The 18,398-nt window shown below is 66.9% G+C and carries 18 protein-coding genes; 7 read left to right on the forward strand and 11 right to left on the reverse strand.

From position 1 onward, the window contains the following. Positions 1–8: 8 nt before the first annotated feature. The gene (locus IEV99_RS13440; protein WP_188518285.1) at positions 9–1,508 is read right to left on the reverse strand and encodes an NAD(P)H-hydrate dehydratase; all 1,500 of its coding nucleotides are present in this window, start codon (positions 1,506–1,508) and stop codon (positions 9–11) included. A 205-nt stretch (positions 1,509–1,713) separates the two neighbouring features. Here IEV99_RS13440 and IEV99_RS13445 point away from each other — a divergent pair, with 205 nt between their 5' ends. Together IEV99_RS13445 and glnA are read left to right on the forward strand one after the other, a co-directional pair. Next, complete coding sequence (locus IEV99_RS13445) at positions 1,714–2,052, forward strand: P-II family nitrogen regulator (protein ID WP_188518286.1); 339 nt, start codon at positions 1,714–1,716, stop codon at positions 2,050–2,052. A gap of 83 nt (positions 2,053–2,135) precedes the next feature. Further along, complete coding sequence (gene glnA / locus IEV99_RS13450) at positions 2,136–3,545, forward strand: type I glutamate--ammonia ligase (RefSeq protein WP_188518287.1); 1,410 nt, start codon at positions 2,136–2,138, stop codon at positions 3,543–3,545. Between the two features lie 83 nt (positions 3,546–3,628). On the opposite strand, the gene IEV99_RS13455 is transcribed toward glnA, so the two are convergent. After that, entirely contained in the window at positions 3,629–3,829 is a 201-nt protein-coding gene (locus IEV99_RS13455) for a hypothetical protein (protein WP_188518288.1), read from the reverse strand. Positions 3,830–3,971: 142 nt separating this feature from the next. Here IEV99_RS13455 and parE point away from each other — a divergent pair, with 142 nt between their 5' ends. The 3 genes from parE (at position 3,972) to IEV99_RS13470 (ending at position 7,157) form a co-directional block, all read left to right on the forward strand. Then, positions 3,972–6,071 carry a DNA topoisomerase IV subunit B gene (parE, locus tag IEV99_RS13460; protein WP_188518289.1) on the forward strand — a complete coding sequence of 700 codons (2,100 nt, stop codon included), beginning with the start codon at positions 3,972–3,974 and terminating at the stop codon, positions 6,069–6,071. Positions 6,072–6,287: 216 nt separating this feature from the next. Continuing rightward, complete coding sequence (locus IEV99_RS13465; protein ID WP_188518290.1) at positions 6,288–6,824, forward strand: cytochrome b; 537 nt, start codon at positions 6,288–6,290, stop codon at positions 6,822–6,824. 81 nt (positions 6,825–6,905) lie between these two features. Then, positions 6,906–7,157: a hypothetical protein gene (locus IEV99_RS13470; protein WP_188518291.1), complete on the forward strand. Its 252-nt coding sequence runs from the start codon at positions 6,906–6,908 to the stop codon at positions 7,155–7,157. On the opposite strand, the gene IEV99_RS13475 is transcribed toward IEV99_RS13470, so the two are convergent. Further along, entirely contained in the window at positions 7,154–7,909 is a 756-nt protein-coding gene (locus tag IEV99_RS13475) for an alpha/beta fold hydrolase (protein WP_188518292.1), read from the reverse strand. The two genes, IEV99_RS13470 and IEV99_RS13475, sit on opposite strands and share 4 nt — an antisense overlap. Before the next feature lie 198 nt (positions 7,910–8,107). Here IEV99_RS13475 and IEV99_RS13480 point away from each other — a divergent pair, with 198 nt between their 5' ends. After that, the gene (locus tag IEV99_RS13480; protein WP_188518293.1) at positions 8,108–9,649 is read left to right on the forward strand and encodes a DEAD/DEAH box helicase; all 1,542 of its coding nucleotides are present in this window, start codon (positions 8,108–8,110) and stop codon (positions 9,647–9,649) included. Positions 9,650–9,789: 140 nt separating this feature from the next. Continuing rightward, positions 9,790–10,794 (forward strand): GGDEF domain-containing protein, encoded by a 1,005-nt coding sequence (locus IEV99_RS13485; protein ID WP_194483071.1) that lies wholly within the window; start codon positions 9,790–9,792, stop codon positions 10,792–10,794. 24 nt (positions 10,795–10,818) lie between these two features. Here the strand turns inward: IEV99_RS13485 and IEV99_RS13490 are convergent, their stop codons facing one another. The 8 genes from IEV99_RS13490 to IEV99_RS13525 form a co-directional block, all read right to left on the reverse strand. After that, positions 10,819–11,175 (reverse strand): TfoX/Sxy family protein, encoded by a 357-nt coding sequence (locus tag IEV99_RS13490; protein ID WP_210318662.1) that lies wholly within the window; start codon positions 11,173–11,175, stop codon positions 10,819–10,821. Positions 11,176–11,188: 13 nt separating this feature from the next. After that, positions 11,189–11,569, reverse strand: coding sequence for a HesB/IscA family protein (locus IEV99_RS13495; protein WP_188519659.1), 381 nt, complete (start codon positions 11,567–11,569; stop codon positions 11,189–11,191). 130 nt (positions 11,570–11,699) lie between these two features. After that, positions 11,700–12,068, reverse strand: a complete 369-nt coding sequence (locus tag IEV99_RS13500) for an SUF system Fe-S cluster assembly protein (RefSeq protein WP_188518295.1) — start codon at positions 12,066–12,068, stop codon at positions 11,700–11,702. Between the two features lie 17 nt (positions 12,069–12,085). Then, positions 12,086–13,324, reverse strand: coding sequence for a cysteine desulfurase (locus IEV99_RS13505; RefSeq protein WP_244643856.1), 1,239 nt, complete (start codon positions 13,322–13,324; stop codon positions 12,086–12,088). A gap of 157 nt (positions 13,325–13,481) precedes the next feature. Continuing rightward, entirely contained in the window at positions 13,482–14,804 is a 1,323-nt protein-coding gene (gene sufD / locus IEV99_RS13510; protein WP_188518297.1) for a Fe-S cluster assembly protein SufD, read from the reverse strand. A 7-nt stretch (positions 14,805–14,811) separates the two neighbouring features. Continuing rightward, entirely contained in the window at positions 14,812–15,561 is a 750-nt protein-coding gene (sufC, locus tag IEV99_RS13515; RefSeq protein ID WP_188518298.1) for a Fe-S cluster assembly ATPase SufC, read from the reverse strand. Between the two features lie 98 nt (positions 15,562–15,659). Beyond that, positions 15,660–17,129, reverse strand: a complete 1,470-nt coding sequence (sufB, locus tag IEV99_RS13520; RefSeq protein ID WP_188518299.1) for a Fe-S cluster assembly protein SufB — start codon at positions 17,127–17,129, stop codon at positions 15,660–15,662. A gap of 57 nt (positions 17,130–17,186) precedes the next feature. After that, on the reverse strand, positions 17,187–18,368 hold the full coding sequence (locus IEV99_RS13525; RefSeq protein ID WP_371875809.1) for a cysteine desulfurase family protein: 1,182 nt from the start codon (positions 18,366–18,368) through the stop codon (positions 17,187–17,189). Positions 18,369–18,398: the final 30 nt, after the last annotated feature.

Here is an 18,398-nt window from a genome sequence, read left to right on the forward strand (position 1 = left end):
TGCAACTGCTAGTCCGCCTCCCGTGCGAAATACGCTCGGAGCACGCCCGGAAGCGCCTCCGGCAGGTCTTCGGCGATCAGACCGGGGCCGATCGCCCGCCCCGCCTCTGCGTGCAGCCATACGGCCGCGCAGGCGGCTTCGAAGGCCGGGACCGACTGCGCCAGCAATCCCCCCGCAATTCCGGCGAGGCAATCGCCCGAACCCGCCGTACCGAGCCAGGGCGTCCCGTTGGCGTTGATCGCCGCCCGGCCATCGGGCGCGGCGATCACCGTGTCCGCGCCTTTCAGCACGACGACCGCTCCGAGGGTGGCGGCGGCGCGGCGCGCGGCGGCGAGTTTCGATTCCGCGCCAACGATGTCGGGCTGATTGCTGAACAACCGCGCGAACTCGCCCGCATGCGGCGTTATGACCACGCCGCGCTCTGGGCGGGAGCTGACGAGCGCAGCCAGCGCCTGCGCGTCGCCCTCGTGGCTCGTGAGCGCATCCGCATCCAGCACCGCATGCGCGCCGGACCGCAGCGCCGCCGTTGCCATATCTCGCGTTTCGGCGCCCACACCCAGCGCGGGGCCGAGCACCACGGCGTTACGGCGCTTGTCGGCCAGCAGCCCGGCCAAACCCTCCGCGCCCTCGTATCGGCGCACCATCACGGCCGTGAGCGCCGCCGCGTGGATTGGCAGCGCCTCACCGGGCGACGCCACCGTGACGAGCCCTGCCCCGATACGGAGAGCCGCCCGGGCCGCGAGCCGCGGCGCGCCGGCGCCCTCGATCCCGCCCGAAACCACCACCGCGTGCCCGCGGCCATATTTGTGGCCCTCCTCGTCCGGCGCGCGAAACGCCGCGCCGAACACGCCCGGCCCGTTGCGCCGCGCCAGCGGGCGGATCGCGTCGAGCACGGACGCGGGGATGCCGATGTCGGCGACCCGCACCGGGCCACACAGGCGTCGACCGGGGTAAAGCAGATGCCCGGGCTTCAGTCGGAAGAACGTCACCGTCTCGGAGGCCCGCACCGCCGCGCCGCGCACCTGGCCGGTGTTTCCGTCCAGCCCCGAAGGCACGTCCACCGCGACCACCGGCCGGCCCGACGCATTGATGCGCTCAACCAGCGCCAGCGCGTCAGCTTCGATAACCCGCACCAGACCTGCGCCGAACATAGCGTCGACCACCACGTCGGCGGCGGCGGGATTGCAGTCCCGCGCCGCCCCGACCGCCCCGCTCCACTTGGCCGCTGCGCCCGCTGCGTCGCCCTTCAGCGCGGCGCGGTCGCCCAACAGGGCGACCTCCACCCGGTAGCCCCGCGCCGCCAGCACGCGCGCCGCCACAAAGCCGTCGCCGCCATTGTTGCCTGGCCCGCAAACCACGAGCACCCGCGCACCGGTCGGCCTCGCCCGGCAGACCGCGTCCGCCACGGCCGCACCGGCGCGGTCCATGAGAGTCGCGCCCGAAAAGCCCGCCGCGCCGGAGAGCCTGTCGGCCTCGCCCATCTCGCTGGTTGTGAGAAGCTCGTCCATCGCGCGGTCCTTGTGATCAAATCATAGGCGGATCGCCCAAGCATTGGGCGAAACCCGCGCAGGGCTAGCCCACCCTGCCCGTTTCGCGCCCAAACCGCCCCGATGCCGCCAAGATCGCGGTGGCGCGCCGCCCCCTCGATCTGCTAAGAGCCGGAGTGTGCTTCCCGAAAGGCCGCGACGCCATAGCCGAGGATCCGGGTCACCGATGAAGAAGATCGAAGCGATCATCAAGCCGTTCAAGCTGGACGACGTGAAGGAGGCCCTCCAGGAGGTCGGCCTCCAGGGCATCACGGTCACGGAAGCGAAGGGCTTCGGCCGCCAGAAGGGCCACACCGAGCTCTATCGGGGCGCCGAGTACGTGGTCGACTTTCTCCCCAAGGTGAAGATCGAGATCGTGCTGCCCGACGAACTGGTCGAGAGCGCCGTGGACGCCATCCGCAAGGCCGCCCAGACCGGGCGCATCGGCGACGGCAAGATCTTCGTGTCCCCCGTAGAAGGCGCGATCCGCATCCGCACCGGCGAGACCGGCCTCGACGCGATCTGATCCGCCCCAACGTCCCCGCCCCCTCGAATTCCGCCTGACCTCGCGAGACCCCGCGTCCCGCTCTCCAGAAGAGGAAACGACCCATGAAGACCGCCAAGGATGTCCTGAAGGCGATCAAGGACAACGACGTGAAGTACGTCGACTTCCGGTTCACTGACCCGCGCGGCAAGTGGCAGCACGTCACCTTCGACGTCTCGATGGTGGACGAGGAGATCTTCGCCGAAGGCACCATGTTCGACGGCTCGTCCATCGCCGGCTGGAAGGCGATCAACGAGTCCGACATGACCCTGATGCCGGATCCGGCCACCGCCCAGATGGACCCCTTCTTCGCGGCCTCCACGATGTCAATCGTCTGCGACATCCTCGAGCCGACCACGGGCGAGCCCTACCCGCGCGATCCGCGCGGCATCGCCAAGAAGGCCGAGGCCTACCTGCAGTCCATCGGCGTGGGCGACACCATCTTCGTCGGCCCCGAGGCAGAGTTCTTCGTGTTCGACGACGTCCGCTTCTCGTCCGAACCCTACAACACGGGCTTCAAGCTCGACTCGATCGAGCTGCCGACCAACGGCGACACCGAATATGAGGGCGGCAACCTCGGCCACCGCATCGCCACCAAGGGCGGCTACTTTCCGGTTCCCCCGCAGGACAGCGCCCAGGACATGCGCGGCGAGATGCTGGCCGCCATGGCGGCGATGGGCGTCAAAGTCGAAAAGCACCATCACGAGGTCGCTTCCGCCCAGCATGAGCTCGGCATGAAGTTCGACACGCTGACGTTGATGGCCGACCAGATGCAGATCTACAAGTACTGCATCCACAACGTCGCGCAGAGCTACGGCAAAACGGCGACGTTCATGCCCAAGCCCATTTTCGGCGACAACGGCTCGGGCATGCATGTGCACCAGTCGATCTGGAAGGGCGGCAAGCCGCTGTTCGCGGGCAACAAGTACGCCGACCTCTCGCAGGAGTGCCTTTACTACATCGGCGGCATCATCAAGCACGCCAAGGCGCTGAACGCCTTCACCAACCCGTCGACCAACTCCTACAAGCGCCTGGTCCCGGGCTACGAGGCCCCTGTGCTGCTGGCCTACTCGGCCCGGAACCGCTCCGCCTCCTGCCGCATCCCCTACACGTCCTCGCCCAAGGCCAAGCGCGTCGAGGTGCGCTTCCCCGACCCGATGGCGAACCCCTACCTCGCCTTCGCGGCCATGCTGATGGCCGGCCTCGACGGCATCCAGAACAAGATCGATCCGGGCGCGGCCATGGACAAGGATCTGTACGACCTGCCCCCGCGCGAGTTGAAGAAGATCCCGACCGTCTGCGGCTCGCTCCGCGAGGCGCTGGCCAACCTCGACAAGGACCGCACGTTCCTGAAGGCCGGCGGCGTCTTCAACGACGACTTCATCGACAGCTACATCGAGTTGAAGATGCAGGACGTCATGAAGTTCGAGATGACCCCGCACCCGGTCGAGTTCTCGATGTACTACTCGTACTGAGGCTGAACGGCGGCTCCGGCCGCCGCTCAACCACACTCGCGACGGGGCGCCTCAGAGCGCCCCGTTTGCATTTGAGCAGCGCGTCACGCGCCGAGCTGTCTCGCGAGCCAGCCGGCGAGACCGACTACCACGGCGGCAGCGGCGCCCACGACCCAGCGCTGGTCCGACTTCGGCCTGCGGCGGGCACCCGCCAGCGCGGCGTGCTCGTCGAACGCAAAGGCGGCGCCCGCCACGGCGGCGACATGGTCCAGGGATACGGAACGGGGAGGCGCGGTCTTGATCATGGGATCGAACCTAACCAGCCTTGGTTAACACCTGGATGACAGGACGTTGGCGGTGGACGAACGTTTCCGGTCCGTTCCGCTGGCGCCCATCCGCGTGCCATACTAGAGGCAGAGCGAATCAGCGTAAGGCGGCGGAAGCGGCATGGCGAACACAGGCGATCTTTTCGGCGGCGGCGCGGCGCGCAAGCTCCCCGACGGCGACGCCGGGCCTGAGGCCGGGCCGGTCGGCGGGAAAGCCGTTGGCAAGGCCGCTCGTAAACCGGAACTGGCCGCCGTGCCGACCCAGGGCACGCCTGGCGAGGCCGGCTATACGGCCTCGTCGATCGAAGTGCTGGAAGGGCTGGAGCCGGTCCGCCGGCGCCCCGGCATGTATATCGGCGGCACGGACGAGAAGGCCTACCACCATCTTTTCGCCGAGGTGATCGACAACTGCATGGACGAGGCCGTGGCCGGCCACGCCACCTTCATCGAGGTCTCGCTAGGCGAGGACGGCACGCTCACGGTCACGGACAACGGCCGCGGCATCCCTATTGACCCGCATCCCAAGTTCCCGGGCAAGTCGGCGCTCGAAGTGATCATGACCACGCTGCATGCCGGCGGTAAGTTCGATTCCAAGGTCTACGAGACCTCCGGCGGCCTGCATGGCGTCGGCATCTCGGTGGTGAATGCGCTCTCGGACCGTCTCGAGGTGGAGGTGGCGCGCGGCCAGGTTCTATACCGGCAGGTGTTCTCGCGCGGCCATGCGCTTGGCGGCATCGAGAAGGTCGGCGAAGTCCGCAACCGGCGCGGCACCAAGATCAGCTTCCACCCGGACGCCCAGATCTTCGGCGAGGAGGCCCGCTTCTCACCCCGCCGCCTGTTCAAAATGGCGCGGTCCAAGGCCTACCTGTTCGGCGGCGTCGAGATCCGCTGGTCGTGCGCGCCCGCGCTGCTGGACGGAACTGATAAAGTGCCCCCGGAGGCGGTGTTCCGCTTTCCGGCCGGCCTGAAGGATTATCTGGCCCGTGAGATCGAGGGCAAGACCACGGTTACGGAGCAGATTTTCGCCGGCAAGGTGGAAAAGCCCGGCGGCCATGGCTCACTCGAGTGGGCAGTCAGCTGGCTCGGACCGGGCGAAGACGGCTTCGTCAGCTCGTACTGCAACACCATTCCGACGCCGGAAGGCGGGACGCATGAGTCCGGCTTGCGCATTGCGCTGTTGCGGGCGCTCAAGGATCACGCCGAGCGCATCAACCAGGGCAAGCGCGCCGCAACGCTCACCACAGACGACGTCATGCTGTCGTGCGCCGCGATGCTGTCGGTTTTCATCCGCGAGCCCGAGTTCCAGGGCCAGACCAAGGACAAGCTCGCGACGCTGGAAGCCTCGCGCATCGTCGAGAACGTCGTGCGCGACGCGTTCGACCACTGGCTCGCGGCCGCGCCCGCGCAGGCCACCAAGCTGCTCGACTGGTCGGTGGAGCGCGCCGAGGAGCGCATTCGCCGGCGCGCCGAAAAAGAGATCCTGCGCAAAACGCCGGTGCGCAAGCTGCGCCTTCCGGGCAAGCTCGCCGACTGCACGGCCGCGGGCGCGGCCGGCTCCGAGATCTTTATCGTCGAGGGCGACTCGGCCGGCGGCTCCGCCAAGCAGGCTCGCGACCGCAAGACGCAGGCCGTGCTGCCGCTGCGCGGCAAGATCCTCAACGTCGCCAACGCCACACGCGACAAGCTCTCGCAAAACCAGCAGCTCTCGGATCTGATCCAGGCGCTCGGCTGCGGCTCCGGCGCCCACTTCAAGGACGAGGACCTTCGCTACGAGAAGGTCGTGATCATGACCGACGCCGACGTGGACGGCGCCCACATCGCCTCGCTGCTGATCACCTTCTTCTACCGCCTCACCCCGCGCCTGATCGACAACGGCCATCTCTACCTGGCCGTGCCGCCGCTCTACCGGCTCACGCATGGCGGCAAGACCGTCTACGCCCGGGACGACGCTCACAAGGCGGAGCTGCTGCGCACGGCTTTCAAGGGCAAGGCGAACGTGGAGGTCGGCCGCTTCAAGGGCCTTGGCGAGATGATGCCGGCGCAGCTCAAGGAAACAACCATGGATCCGGCGCGCCGCACGCTGCTGCAGGTCCGCGTGGTGTCGGAGGACCGGCCCGACACCTCCGACGCGGTGGAGCGCCTGATGGGCAACAAGCCCGAGGCGCGCTTTGCTTTCATCCAGGAGCGGGCCGCCTTCGCGACCGAACTGGTGGATATCTGAAACAGGGACCGAGCCTCTCGAAGCGGCGCCGTTCGACATTGTCGCCAGACGTTCCGGAAAGCTCGCCCGCTCCGCCCTATGCACTGACGATTCCGCGAAGGCGTTACAAGAAGTTCATGTCGCAGCCACGTTGAAGTTACGCCCGGCGGCCTACATCCCAAAGCACAGGCCGGCTATCCCCCGCAGGCGCCTGGGTTTCGAGCACGAGAGGCGATCATGGGGACCATTCCGCACCCGCAATCCTACGACGCGCTGTCGCGGTTCTTTCATTGGACAATGGCCGGGCTGATCCTGGTCGTCTTTTCGATGGGGCTCACCGTGGATGTGCTGCCGCGGGCGATGGAACAAACCTACGTCAACCTTCACATGGTGCTGGGGACGTTGATCCTCGCACTCTACGCCGCGCGCCTCGCCTGGCGCTTTCGCCACAAGCCGCCCCCTGCCGACCCCACGCTGGGGCGATTCATCGACGTCACGTCGCGGTGGGGACATGTCGGGCTATGGGCGCTGATGCTGGCCGTTCCGTTGATCGGCATTGCGGTGATCTTTTGGCGCGGTCGCGGCATCGACTTCTACCTGTTCCAGATCCCCTCGCCGCTGGCGGCCAATCGCGCCGTGGCGCGCCCGATGAAGGAGGCGCATGAGCTCGCCGCCTATGCGCTTGTGGGGCTGGCCGCCCTCCACGCCGCAGCGGCGCTGTGGCACCACTTCATCCGCCGCGATGGCGTGCTGCGCCGCATGCTGCCGGAGTGAATTGCCAGGGCAACGCTTGGTTAACCATGCCGGCGTAAAATCCCTGCACGAGCCGTTCGGCGCGCGCAGGGGACTTTCGCGATGTTTGGAGGATCAGGGGGCCGGCTGTTTGGGGCGACGCTCCTGGGGTCCGCCGTTCTCACCGCAGCCTCGGTGGGAGCCGTTCAATACTTCGCAAACAACGCCACCGCGCCCGTTCAGGTCGCCCGCGCGGCGCCCGTGAAGCAGTCGATCGCAGGGCTGAAATCGGTGCTCGACCCCCTCACCACCGGGTCGGTGCAGCGCAACGCCTCGATCATCCTCGATCCCTGCACGGGAGCGCGCAAGAACTAGCGTTCGCTGGCGAGAGCGGCGGCGTGCGCGCGGTCATCCGGAGTGTCCTCATCCGGAATTCGCGCAAGCCAGGCGGTCAACGCGTCAAGAACGTGCTCTGGCTGCTCCAGGCTGCTGAGGTGGCCTGATTGAGGCACCACCACCAGCTCGGCGTCAGGCAGCAGCCCGTGCATCTCCTCCGCCTGGACGAGCGGCGTAATCGCGTCCTGTTCACCGACGAGCACCAGAGCGGGCTGTGTGACGTTCTTCAGGAACGGACGCGAATCCATGCGGCCGATGATGGCCCGCTGCTGGCGCATGAACGCCGTCGGACCCACCTCCAGCATCATCTCCCAGACAATCGCCTCAAGGGCGGCGTCGCCGATGCGGTCCGGGTGGACGAGCCTCGGCCAGAGCGCCCGGTGGACGTCCTCGAAGGCGCCGGTCTCGGCCATGTCGACCAGTTGCAGCCGGCGCTGCACCGCCTCCTCGGCGTCGGGCCGCGCGTTGGTGTCCATCAGGGCCACGCCGGCGACCCGGTGCGGTGCGAGCCGCAGCAACTCCAGCGCCACGTAGCCGCCCATGGAGAGACCCGCGAGCGCAAAACGCGCCGGAGCGTCTGCCAGGAGCCGCCCTGCCATGGCCGAGATGGTAGCGTCCTGCGTGGTGTCGGCGAAGATCACCGGGCGCCCCTCACGCAAACGCTCAGCCTGCGGGCCGAACAGTGCCGCGGTGCAGTTCAGGCCGGGAATGAAGACCAGGGGGGTGGTCATGTGCAGGCGGATCCTTGATCTTTCTGGCGCTTTGGGAAGGGGCGCGGACGATTACCGAATTGACTCGATTCGAAATAGCTCTATGTATCGCCTCATCCTTTGCGGGACGGCCTGCGACTTGGCTTCGACGCATCTGTCGCGCCGTTCCCCATCAACGCGCAACTGCGTCGATCGCCGCGCCGTGAGGCGGCCTGAAGAATGAATTTTTCCGATCTCGGCCTTAGTGAAAAGGTGCTCGAAGCCGTCACGGCTTCTGGCTACACCACCCCTACGCCTATTCAGGCGGAGGCCATTCCGCATGCCCTGGCGCGCCGCGACGTGCTCGGCATCGCTCAGACCGGCACCGGCAAGACGGCGGCGTTCACGCTGCCCATGCTGACGATGCTGGAACAGGGCCGCGCCCGGGCGCGTATGCCCCGGACGCTGATCCTCGAGCCGACGCGCGAACTCGCCGCGCAGGTCGAGGAAGCCTTCGTGAAATACGGCGCGAACCAGCGCCTCAACGTCGCCCTGCTGATCGGCGGCATGTCGTTCGGCGATCAGGACGCCAAGATCACGCGTGGCGTTGATGTCCTTATCGCAACCCCCGGCCGCCTGCTCGACCATTTCGAGCGCGGCAAGCTGCTGCTCACCGGCATCGAAATTCTCGTGATCGACGAAGCCGACCGCATGCTCGACATGGGATTCATCCCGGACATCGAGCGCATCTGCCGCATGGTGCCGTTCACCCGGCAGACGCTGTTCTTCTCAGCCACCATGCCGCCGGAGATCCAGCGGCTTACCGAGACATTCCTCCACAACCCAGCCAAGATCGAAGTGGCGCGCCAGGCCTCCACGGCCAGCACGATCACGCAGCGGCTGGTGGGGTCCGGCCCCGAGCCGCACGACAAGCGTGACGTGCTGCGCCAGCTCATCCGGCAGCAGCCAGACTTCAAGAACGCGATCATCTTCTGCAATCGCAAACGCGACGTGCACACCGTGTACCGCTCGCTCGAGAAGCACGGCTTCAGCGTCACGGCGCTTCACGGCGATCTCGACCAACGCGCCCGCATGGCGGCGCTGGACTCGTTCCGCAACGGCTCGATCCAGCTCCTGGTCGCCAGCGACGTCGCAGCCCGCGGTCTCGATATCCCGGACGTGAGCCACGTCTTCAACTACGATGTGCCGCACCACGCGGAGGACTACGTCCACCGCATCGGCCGCACCGGCCGCGCCGGGAAAAGCGGCGTCGCGATCTCGATCGTGACCGGCGAAGACAAGAAGAACCTCGCCGCGATCGAGCACATGATCGGCGCCACCATTGAGTGGCAGGGCGAGATGCCCGCAGCCGGAGACGGCGAAGGCGAGCGCCGCCGCCGCCCCGGCGGTCGCCGTCCCGCAGGGCGCGACCGGACCGAGCGTTCGGACCGCCCTCGCCGCGAGGAGATCAGCCCCGCCGCCGCGGAGGCGCAACCGCGCCGCGAGCGCTCCAGGACGCCCCAACGTGAATCCGCCCCTGAGCGTGCCGCCGCGCCGGACCGCGACGAAGCGCTTCAGCGTGAGGCTCTCCCGTCGCGGGAACGCGCAGCTGAGCGCGCCGCGGGCGAAGCCAGGCCGCCACGGCGGGACCGCCAGCCCCCGGGCGAAGCTCGCCAGGAGCGGCCGCAGCGTCCGCCGCGCCGCCCCGATCCGGACGATGCGCCCGTCGTCGGCTTGGGTGATCACGTGCCGTCATTCCTGCTTCGTTCAGTGAAGCGGTGAGCTCTTTGCATCGGGGCCTTCGCTTTTAGCAATCCTTTAATCGGGGTTGTGCAACCTTAACGCCCATCGAAGATGGGAGTGACTTCATGGTTGCGTCGGGTCCCGATGACGCTCCAGCCACACGGCTGGCCGGGGAAGCCATGCGTCAGATCGAGGCTCACGGTCCGTCGCCGGAACCGCGCGCCTACGAGGTCTGGTTCACTCATCTTGCGGGTCGGAACCGGCCGCTCAGCCGAGCCCTAACGGCGGAGCTGACCGAAACGCCGCGGCTTGAGCCAGCCGCGATCGATCGCCTCTACGATCAGTATCTCTCACCCAACCGCATGGCCGCCCATGCCGAAAAGGCCAGCCTCGGCGTCCTCACCGAGATCGACTCGGTCATGGGCACGCTCGACGACGCTCTCGGGTCGACGACGCGCTACGGCGACAGACTTCAGGAAATCTCCAAGGACCTCGCCCCGGGCGTGGATCTGGAATTGATTCGCAATGCGGTGAGCAGGCTCGTCGCGGCGACCCGCGAAACGGCCTCCGCCAATCGCGCGCTGGAATCGCGCCTCAAGGAAACGCGCGGCGAGGTTCAGGACCTGCGGCAAGCGCTGGAGTCGATCCGCACCGAGAACCTCACCGATCCGCTGACGACCCTAGCCAACCGCAAGCATCTCGACGCCACGCTTATCCAGGCCATCGACCACGCGGCGCTCAGCGGCGAACCTTTGGCCCTGTTGATGATCGACGTCGACAAGTTCAAGGACTTCAACGACAACTGGGGTCACCTGACCGGAGACCAAGTTTTGAGGCTGGTCGCCATGTCGATCAAGGGTGCGGTGCGGCCCACCGACACCGCCGCGCGCTTTGGCGGTGAAGAATTCGCGGTCGTGTTGCCGCAATCCTCTCTGAAGTCGGGCGAGATTGTCGCCGAACGCATTCGGCAGACCGTGATGGGCCGCGAGCTCGTGAAGCGGTCCACCGGCGAGGCGCTGGGCCGCATCACGGTTTCGATCGGCGTCGCCAGCTTCATGACCGGCGACAACGCCATGATGCTGATCGAGCGGGCCGACAAGTGCCTGCTTCACGCCAAGCGCTCCGGCCGCAACAAAACGGTTTGCGAAGACGAGACGGTTGAAGCCTTCTCGGACGTCGCCTGACAGGCGCAACTCCGTAACACGCGCTCAGGGCCCCTTCCGGGGCCTTTTGTTTTTCGGCGCCTTGCGCAGAGCTGCGCGGCGCGCGGCCGCACGGGCGAGGCCGGTCCATTCCACGAGAACATCGGGATCGTCGAATGCCGCTTCAGGCATGCGCCGGTAGCCAAGCGCTTTGGTTTGGCCCTTGGCCATATAGCTGAAGCACTCGAGCCCGGCATCCTCGAATGCCCGCTGGGTTTCAGCGTCCACTTTAAGATAAACCACGCCCTGCGCGACGAGCGCGACCATCAGGCCGTCATCAAACACGCCGTGACCGCCAAACATGCGGCGCACATTGAAGTACCCTGCAGGCGCGAACAGGTCTTCGATGTCGCGGCTATCCAACCCGCCCCCGCCGCTAATGCGCGGCGGCGGCGGCCTGCTCGGGCGAGGCCGGCGTCAGCGCCACGGACTCGCCGCATCCGCAGGCGGAGGTCTGGTTCGGGTTCTCGAACACAAACTGCGATGCAAGCTTGGTGCTGCGGAAATCCATTACGGTTCCGAGCAAAAACAGCACGGCCTTGGGGTCGACCAGGACGGTGACGCCCTTGTCCTCGATGACCTCGTCGCCTGGCTTCACGCTGTCGGCGTATTCCATGGTGTAGGACATGCCGGCGCACCCGCCGTTGCGCACACCGACGCGAACGCCGACCAGCGGCGCTTCCGAGTTGGCCATGATGTCCTTGACCCGCGAAGCCGCCGCATCTGTCAGCGACATCACCTTGAGCTTGGGAAGCATTCCCATTGTGTGCGTTCTCCCTGGCGGCCGGGTTCAAGGCCCGGGCAGGATCGACTACCAGTCCCTAATGTAGCGTTTGCCGGACCGCATTCAAAGTGGCGCGGCGCAGATGGTTTGTGTGCGCGTACGCTCACCACATGTCGAGTGCGACGCGGGCCTCGTCCGACATCCGGCTTTGGTCCCACGGAGGATCAAACACCATCGCGACCTTCACGGCCTGTACCCCAGGCACGGACGCCACTGCGTTCTCGACCCAGCCGGGCATTTCGCCCGCCACAGGGCAGCCAGGCGCGGTCAGGGTCATGTCGATCGCGACATTACGGTCATCATCGACGTCCACCTTGTAGATCAGGCCGAGCTCGTAGATGTCGGCCGGGATCTCCGGGTCATAGACGGTCTTAAGCGCCGCCACGATGGCGTCGGTCAGGCGATCGATCTCCTCCGGCGGCAACGCCGACGGCAAGTCAATGGCCGGCGTATTGGGGGAAACATCATTCATCACGGGGGTGCTTTCATTCATCCGAACAGAGCTTCGGCCTTTTGCAGGGCCTCGGCAAGCCGGTCGACCTCATCGACCGAATTGTAGAACGCGAAGGAGGCCCGGCAGGTTGAGGTGACGCCATAGCGCGCCAGCAGCGGCTGCGTGCAATGGGTGCCCGCCCGCACGGCGACGCCGGAGCGATCGATCACGGTTGCGACGTCATGCGCGTGCGCGCCCTTGAGCTCGAACGATACGATGGCGCCGCGCTCACGGGCGTGGCCGAAGATGCGCAGCGAGTTCATTGCGCCGAGCCGCTCCAGCGCGTAGTCGCGCAGCGCATTCTCCTGCTTCAGGATGGCGTCGCGCCCGATCGACATCATGTAGTCCACCGCCGCGCCGAGCCCGATCGCCTGCACGATCGGCGGCGTGCCGGCCTCGAAGCGATGCGGCGGGTCGCCATAGGTGACGCCGGCCTCGGTGACATCCTTGATCATCTCGCCGCCGCCGTTGAACGGCGGCAGCTTCTCCAGCCATTTGCGCTTGCCGTAAAGGACGCCGATGCCGGTCGGGCCGTAGACCTTGTGGCCCGTGAAGACGTAGAAGTCCGCGTCCAGGGCCTGCACGTCCACCGGCAGGTGCACCGCGCCCTGGCTGCCGTCCACCATCACCGGAATGCCGCGCGCATGCGCGATGCGGATGATCTCCCGGATGGGTGTGATCGTGCCCAGCATGTTGGACATGTGGGTGATCGCCACGATGCGGGTACGATCTGTTAGCAGCTTCTCGAATGCGTCGAGCAGGAAATTGCCGTCGTCGTCCACCGGAGAGAAGCGCAGCACCGCGCCCTTGCGCTCGCGCAGGAAGTGCCATGGCACGATGTTGGAGTGGTGCTCCATGATCGAAATGACGATCTCGTCGCCCTCCCCCACCGCGAGCTGGCCGAAGCTGGACGCCACGAGGTTGATCGCCTCCGTGGCCGAGCGCGTGAAGATGATCTCGTCGGTCGAGCCGGCGTTCAGGAAGCCGCGCACCTTCTCGCGCGCATCCTCGAAAGCTTCCGTGGCCGCATTGGCGAGGTAGTGCAGGCCGCGATGCACGTTGGCGTATTCGTGCTCATAGGCGTGCACCATGCGGTCGATCACCTGCCGGGGCTTCTGCGCCGAGGCGGCGTTGTCCAGATACACGAGCGGTTTGCCGTAGACCTGCTTGGACAGGATCGGGAAGTCCGCCCGGATCGCCGCGAGGTCGAAAGGCCGTGTGGGAGCGTCGGTCATAGGATTCATCCGTCCTGGGCCGGAAGGTCGGAACAACCTCCGCCGTCATCACCGGCTGCGCGAAGCGCCGGGAAGGGGATCCAGTCCGTCCCCGCCGACCTGCCCCGTACGGCCCGCGCTGCGGACCGACGGGGACGGGGGCGGAAACGGCGTCGCCTTACATGCGCGCCTTGAGCCAGCCCTCGACGACGCTTTCCAGCACGCCGCGGATGCTCTCGTCCTCGATCGTCTCGAGCGCCTGGCCGACGAAGGCCTGCAGCATCAGCGCCTCGGCGTCCGGTTTCGGCAGACCGCGGGCGCGCAGATAGAACAGGAGGTCGTCGTCGAGCTGCCCGCAGGTCGCCCCGTGGGCGCAGACCACATCGTCGGCGAAGATCTCGAGCTCGGGCTTGTTGTTCATCGTGGCGTTGTCGCCGAGCAGCACGGCCTGGCTCATCATCTGGCCATCCGTCTTCTGCGCATAAGGCTGCACGATGATCTTGCCCTGGAACACGCCAGTCGATTCACCGTCCAGCACGTGCTTGTAGAGCTCGCGGCTCTCGCAATGCGGCACGGCGTGGTTCACCACCAGCGTCGTGTCGGCGTGCTGGCGGCCGTTCAACAGCGCGCCGCCGTTCAACGAGATCTTGGAGTTCTCGCCCGCGAAATGGACGAAGATCTGCCGCCGCGACAGCGCCGGCGCGGTGGCGAGCGCAAACGTGTTGAACAGGCACTTCGCGCCGAGCTTCACGCCCACGGTGGAGAGGTCGATCGACCCCCTGCCCTCGGTGTTCAACACCACATGCGAAACGGTCGCGCGGTCGCCCGCCACGATCTCCAGCACGGCGTTGTCCTGGTGAGCGACGCCAGCCGGTCCCTCGCGGCTCTCGCCCAGGGTGAGGCTCGCGCCCTCGCCGACGACGACCAGCACGCGCGTATAGGTGGAGCGCGGCTCACCGCCGGTGCGCACGAAGCGCACGAACACGGGCGTCTCGACCTTGGAGCCGGCCGCGACGCGCAGCACCACGCCGTCGGTCATGAACGCCGCGTTGAGCGCCAGCACGGCGTCGTCCGCCACCGCGGCCTCGCCGAGATTGGCGACGGGCTGCGCCGCGCCCAGCGCGCCCGCAAGGCCGAGCGCCTCGACGCCGGCCGGCAATGCATCCAGATCCGACAGCGACGGCTCGAACACGCCGTCGACGATCACCAGGCTCGGGCCGAGCCCCGCGAAGGGCGACGGCTTCGCGCGCACCTCGCCGAGCAGGGCTGCGGAAGGAACATCCGCCAGCGGCGCAGCTTCGCGCAGCACGGCGCGAAGGTCGGTGTATTTCCAGGCTTCGACGCGCCGGTGCGGCAGACCCGCCTGCGCGAAGGCGTCATAGGCCTGCTGGCGCTCGGCGGAAGCGCCCGGCAGGCGCGCCTTCACGGAGGGGAACAGCGCGAGAAGCTGGTTCTCGGCGGCCGTCCGCATCGGGGTAACGTTGGGGGTCAGGTCAGCCATCTGCGCCTCAAGCCGCCTGCGAGCGGTAATCGGCGTAGCCGTTGGCCTCGAGCTCCAGCGCGAGCTCCTTGCCGCCGGACTTCACCACCTGGCCGCTGGACATCACGTGCACGGTGTCGGGCACGATGTAGTTCAGCAGGCGCTGGTAATGGGTGATCACCAGGAAGGAGCGCTTGGGGTCGCGCAGCGCATTGACGCCGTCCGCCGCGATCTTGAGCGCGTCGATGTCGAGGCCGGAATCGGTCTCGTCGAGGATGCAGAAGGTCGGCTCGAGCAGCGCCATCTGGAGGATCTCCATGCGCTTCTTCTCGCCGCCCGAGAAGCCGACATTCAGCGCCCGCTTCAGCATATCCTGAGGAATGTGAAGGCGTTCCGCGCCGGCGCGGACTCGCTTCATGAAGTCGGGCGTGGACAGCTCGTCGTCGCCGCGCGCCTTGCGCTGGGCGTTCAGGGCGGCCTTCAGGAACGTCATGGTGGCGACGCCCGGGATCTCGAGCGGGTATTGGAAGGCCAGGAACACGCCGGCGGCCGCGCGGGCGTCCGGCTCCATGTCGAGCAGGTTCTCGCCGTTCAGCAGGATTTCGCCGTCCAGGACCTCGTAGTCGTCCTTGCCGGCGATGACGTAGCTCAGCGTCGACTTGCCGGAGCCGTTCGGCCCCATGATGGCGGCCACTTCGCCGTCGTGGACGGTGAGGTTGAGGCCGTTGAGGATCTTCTTGTCCTCGATCTGGACATGGAGGTTGCGGATTTCGAGCATGGTTCAGTTCCTGAAATTCGTGTTCGTCAATCGACTTCGACGCGCTGGGCGGAAATCGAGGCTTGGCCGGGCCCTAGGCCCAGCGGTAGCCGAAAGGATCAGCCGACCGAGCCTTCCAGCGAGATCGAGATCAGCTTCTGCGCCTCCACGGCGAACTCCATGGGGAGCTGCTGCAGCACGTCCTTGACGAAGCCGTTCACGATGAGGGCCGTCGCCTCCTCAGCCGACAGGCCGCGCTGCAGGCAGTAAAAGAGCTGGTCCTCGGAGATCTTCGAGGTCGTGGCCTCGTGCTCGAAGATCGCGCTAGCGTTCTTGGACTCAATGTAGGGCACCGTGTGGGCCCCGCACTGGTCGCCGATCAGCAGCGAATCGCAGTTGGTGAAGTTGCGCGCGCCGGTCGCCTTGCGATGGGCGGACACGAGCCCACGGTAGGTGTTCTGCGAACGCCCGGCCGAGATGCCCTTGGAGATGATGCGGCTCGACGTGTTCTTGCCGAGATGGATCATCTTGGTGCCGCTGTCGACCTGCTGGTAGCCGTTCGACACCGCGATCGAGTAGAACTCGCCGCGCGAATTGTCGCCGCGCAGGATGCAGGACGGGTACTTCCAGGTGATGGCCGAGCCGGTCTCGACCTGCGTCCACGAGATCTTGGAGTTCGCGCCGCGGCAGTCGCCGCGCTTGGTCACGAAGTTGTAGACGCCGCCCTTGCCCTGGGCGTCGCCCGGGTACCAGTTCTGTACCGTCGAGTATTTGATTTCGGCGTCATCAAGCGCGATCAGCTCCACCACGGCCGCGTGAAGCTGGTTCTCGTCGCGCTGGGGGGCGGTGCAGCCTTCCAGATAGCTGACGTAGGAGCCCTTGTCGGCGATGATCAGCGTGCGCTCGAACTGTCCCGTATCCTTCTCGTTGATGCGAAAATAGGTCGAGAGCTCCATCGGGCAGCGCACGCCCGGCGGCACGTAGACGAAGGACCCGTCCGTGAACACGGCGGAATTCAGCGTGGCGTAGAAATTGTCCGTCACCGGAACCACGGTGCCGAGATACTGGCGCACCAGCTCCGGGTGTTCGCGGATGGCTTCCGAGATGGAGCAGAAGATCACGCCGGCCTTCTTCAGCTCGTCCTTGAAGGTTGTCACCACCGAGACGCTGTCGAACACGGCGTCCACCGCCACGCGGGTGTTCTGGACGCCGGCCAGCATCTCCTGCTCGCGCAGCGGGATTCCGAGCTTCTTGTAGGTTTCCAGGATGGCGGGATCGATCTCATCGAGCGACTTCGGGCCCTCCTTCTTCTTGGGGGCCGCGTAGTAGTAGAGGTCGTTGAAATCGATCTTCGGGTATTCCACACGCGCCCAGGTGGGCTCCTGCATGGTCAGCCAGCGCCGGTAGGCGTCCAGGCGCCACTCTGTCATCCAAGCCGGGTCGCCCTTCTTGGCCGAAATGAAGCGGACGATGTCCTCGTTCAGGCCCTTGGGAGCCTTGTCCATCTCGATGTCGGTGATGAAACCGTACTTGTACTGGTCCACGTCGATCGAGCGGACCTGCTCGACGGTCTCCTGCACGGCAGGCATTGGTGTCTCCTTACCTCGACGGCTTCAAGGGCCGGGCGGTTGGCGGGGGATGCTGGTTCAGGCGGCTGCGCGTCCCAGCCTCTGATGTAGGGTTTCTTTGAGTTTTGCGAAGGCCCCGAGGAAGCGGATCACATCCTCATCCCCGGAATTCCAGCCGAAACTGACGCGGATTGCGCCGGCCGCGAGATCCTGCTCGACCCCCATGGCGTCAAGCACGTGCGAGCGCTTCACCTTGCCGGACGAGCAGGCCGCGCCCGACGACACGGCGACGCCTGCGAGATCCAGCGCAATCAGGGCCGTCTCGGCCCTGAGGCCGCTCAGTGAGACGAGCGTCGTGTTGGGCAGGCGCTGGGCCTCGGCGCCGAAGATCACGGCCTCGGGCGCCAGAGCGATCAGCTCGGCCTCCAGCTTGTCGCGCAGCGCGCGAACCCGCTCGCGTTCAGCCGTTCCGGCCTCCCGCACGGCCCGCGCAGCGGCGCCGAAGCCCGCAATGCCGGGACCATTCTCGGTTCCCGAGCGGGCGCCGCGCTCCTGCCCGCCGCCGCGCATCATGCGATCGGCGATCTGGAGCCCGCCGCCCATCACGAGCGCGCCAACGCCCTGAGGGCCGCCGATCTTGTGCGCCGACAGCGCCGCAAGGTCCGCGCCGCTCTCGGCCATGGAGAATCCTATCTTGCCGACGGCCTGCACGGCGTCACAGTGGAGCACGCCACCGGACACATGCGCGAGTTCGGCGGCGGCCCGCACGGGATGGATGACCCCGGTCTCGTTGTTGGCCGCCTGCAGCGACACCATCACGCGCTCTCCGGCGGCGGACGCCTGCGCGAGGCGGCTTTCCAGCCAGCCAAGATCAACCACGCCGCTCGCCAGCACCGGAATGCGCTCGATCCGATCGGCGGGAAACCGGGCTCCTTCCAAAACGCAGGGATGCTCGATGGCGCTTACCAGCAGCCGGTCGAGAATCAGCGTCTCGCCGCACCGATGAAAGCGCGGCGCCAGCGCCAGCGCGTTGGCCTCGGTGCCGCCGCTCGTGAACACGACGTTGCGGGCCGAAGCGCCCACCAGCGACGCGACCTCCTCGCGGGCGGACTCGATGCGGCCACGCGCCGCCCTGCCTTCGGCATGCACCGAGGATGCGTTGCCGCCGGCCGCCATTGCCGCGACCATGGCGTCGCGCGCTTCGGGCCGAAGCTCCGAAGTGGCGTTGTGGTCGAGATAGCTGCGCCCGCTCAGCGCCATCGTGGAACAGACCTTGTCCAACAGCCGCCC

It is taken from the genome of Alsobacter metallidurans, from assembly GCF_014636935.1.
GTDB classification, from domain to species: Bacteria; Pseudomonadota; Alphaproteobacteria; order Rhizobiales; family Beijerinckiaceae; genus Alsobacter; species Alsobacter metallidurans.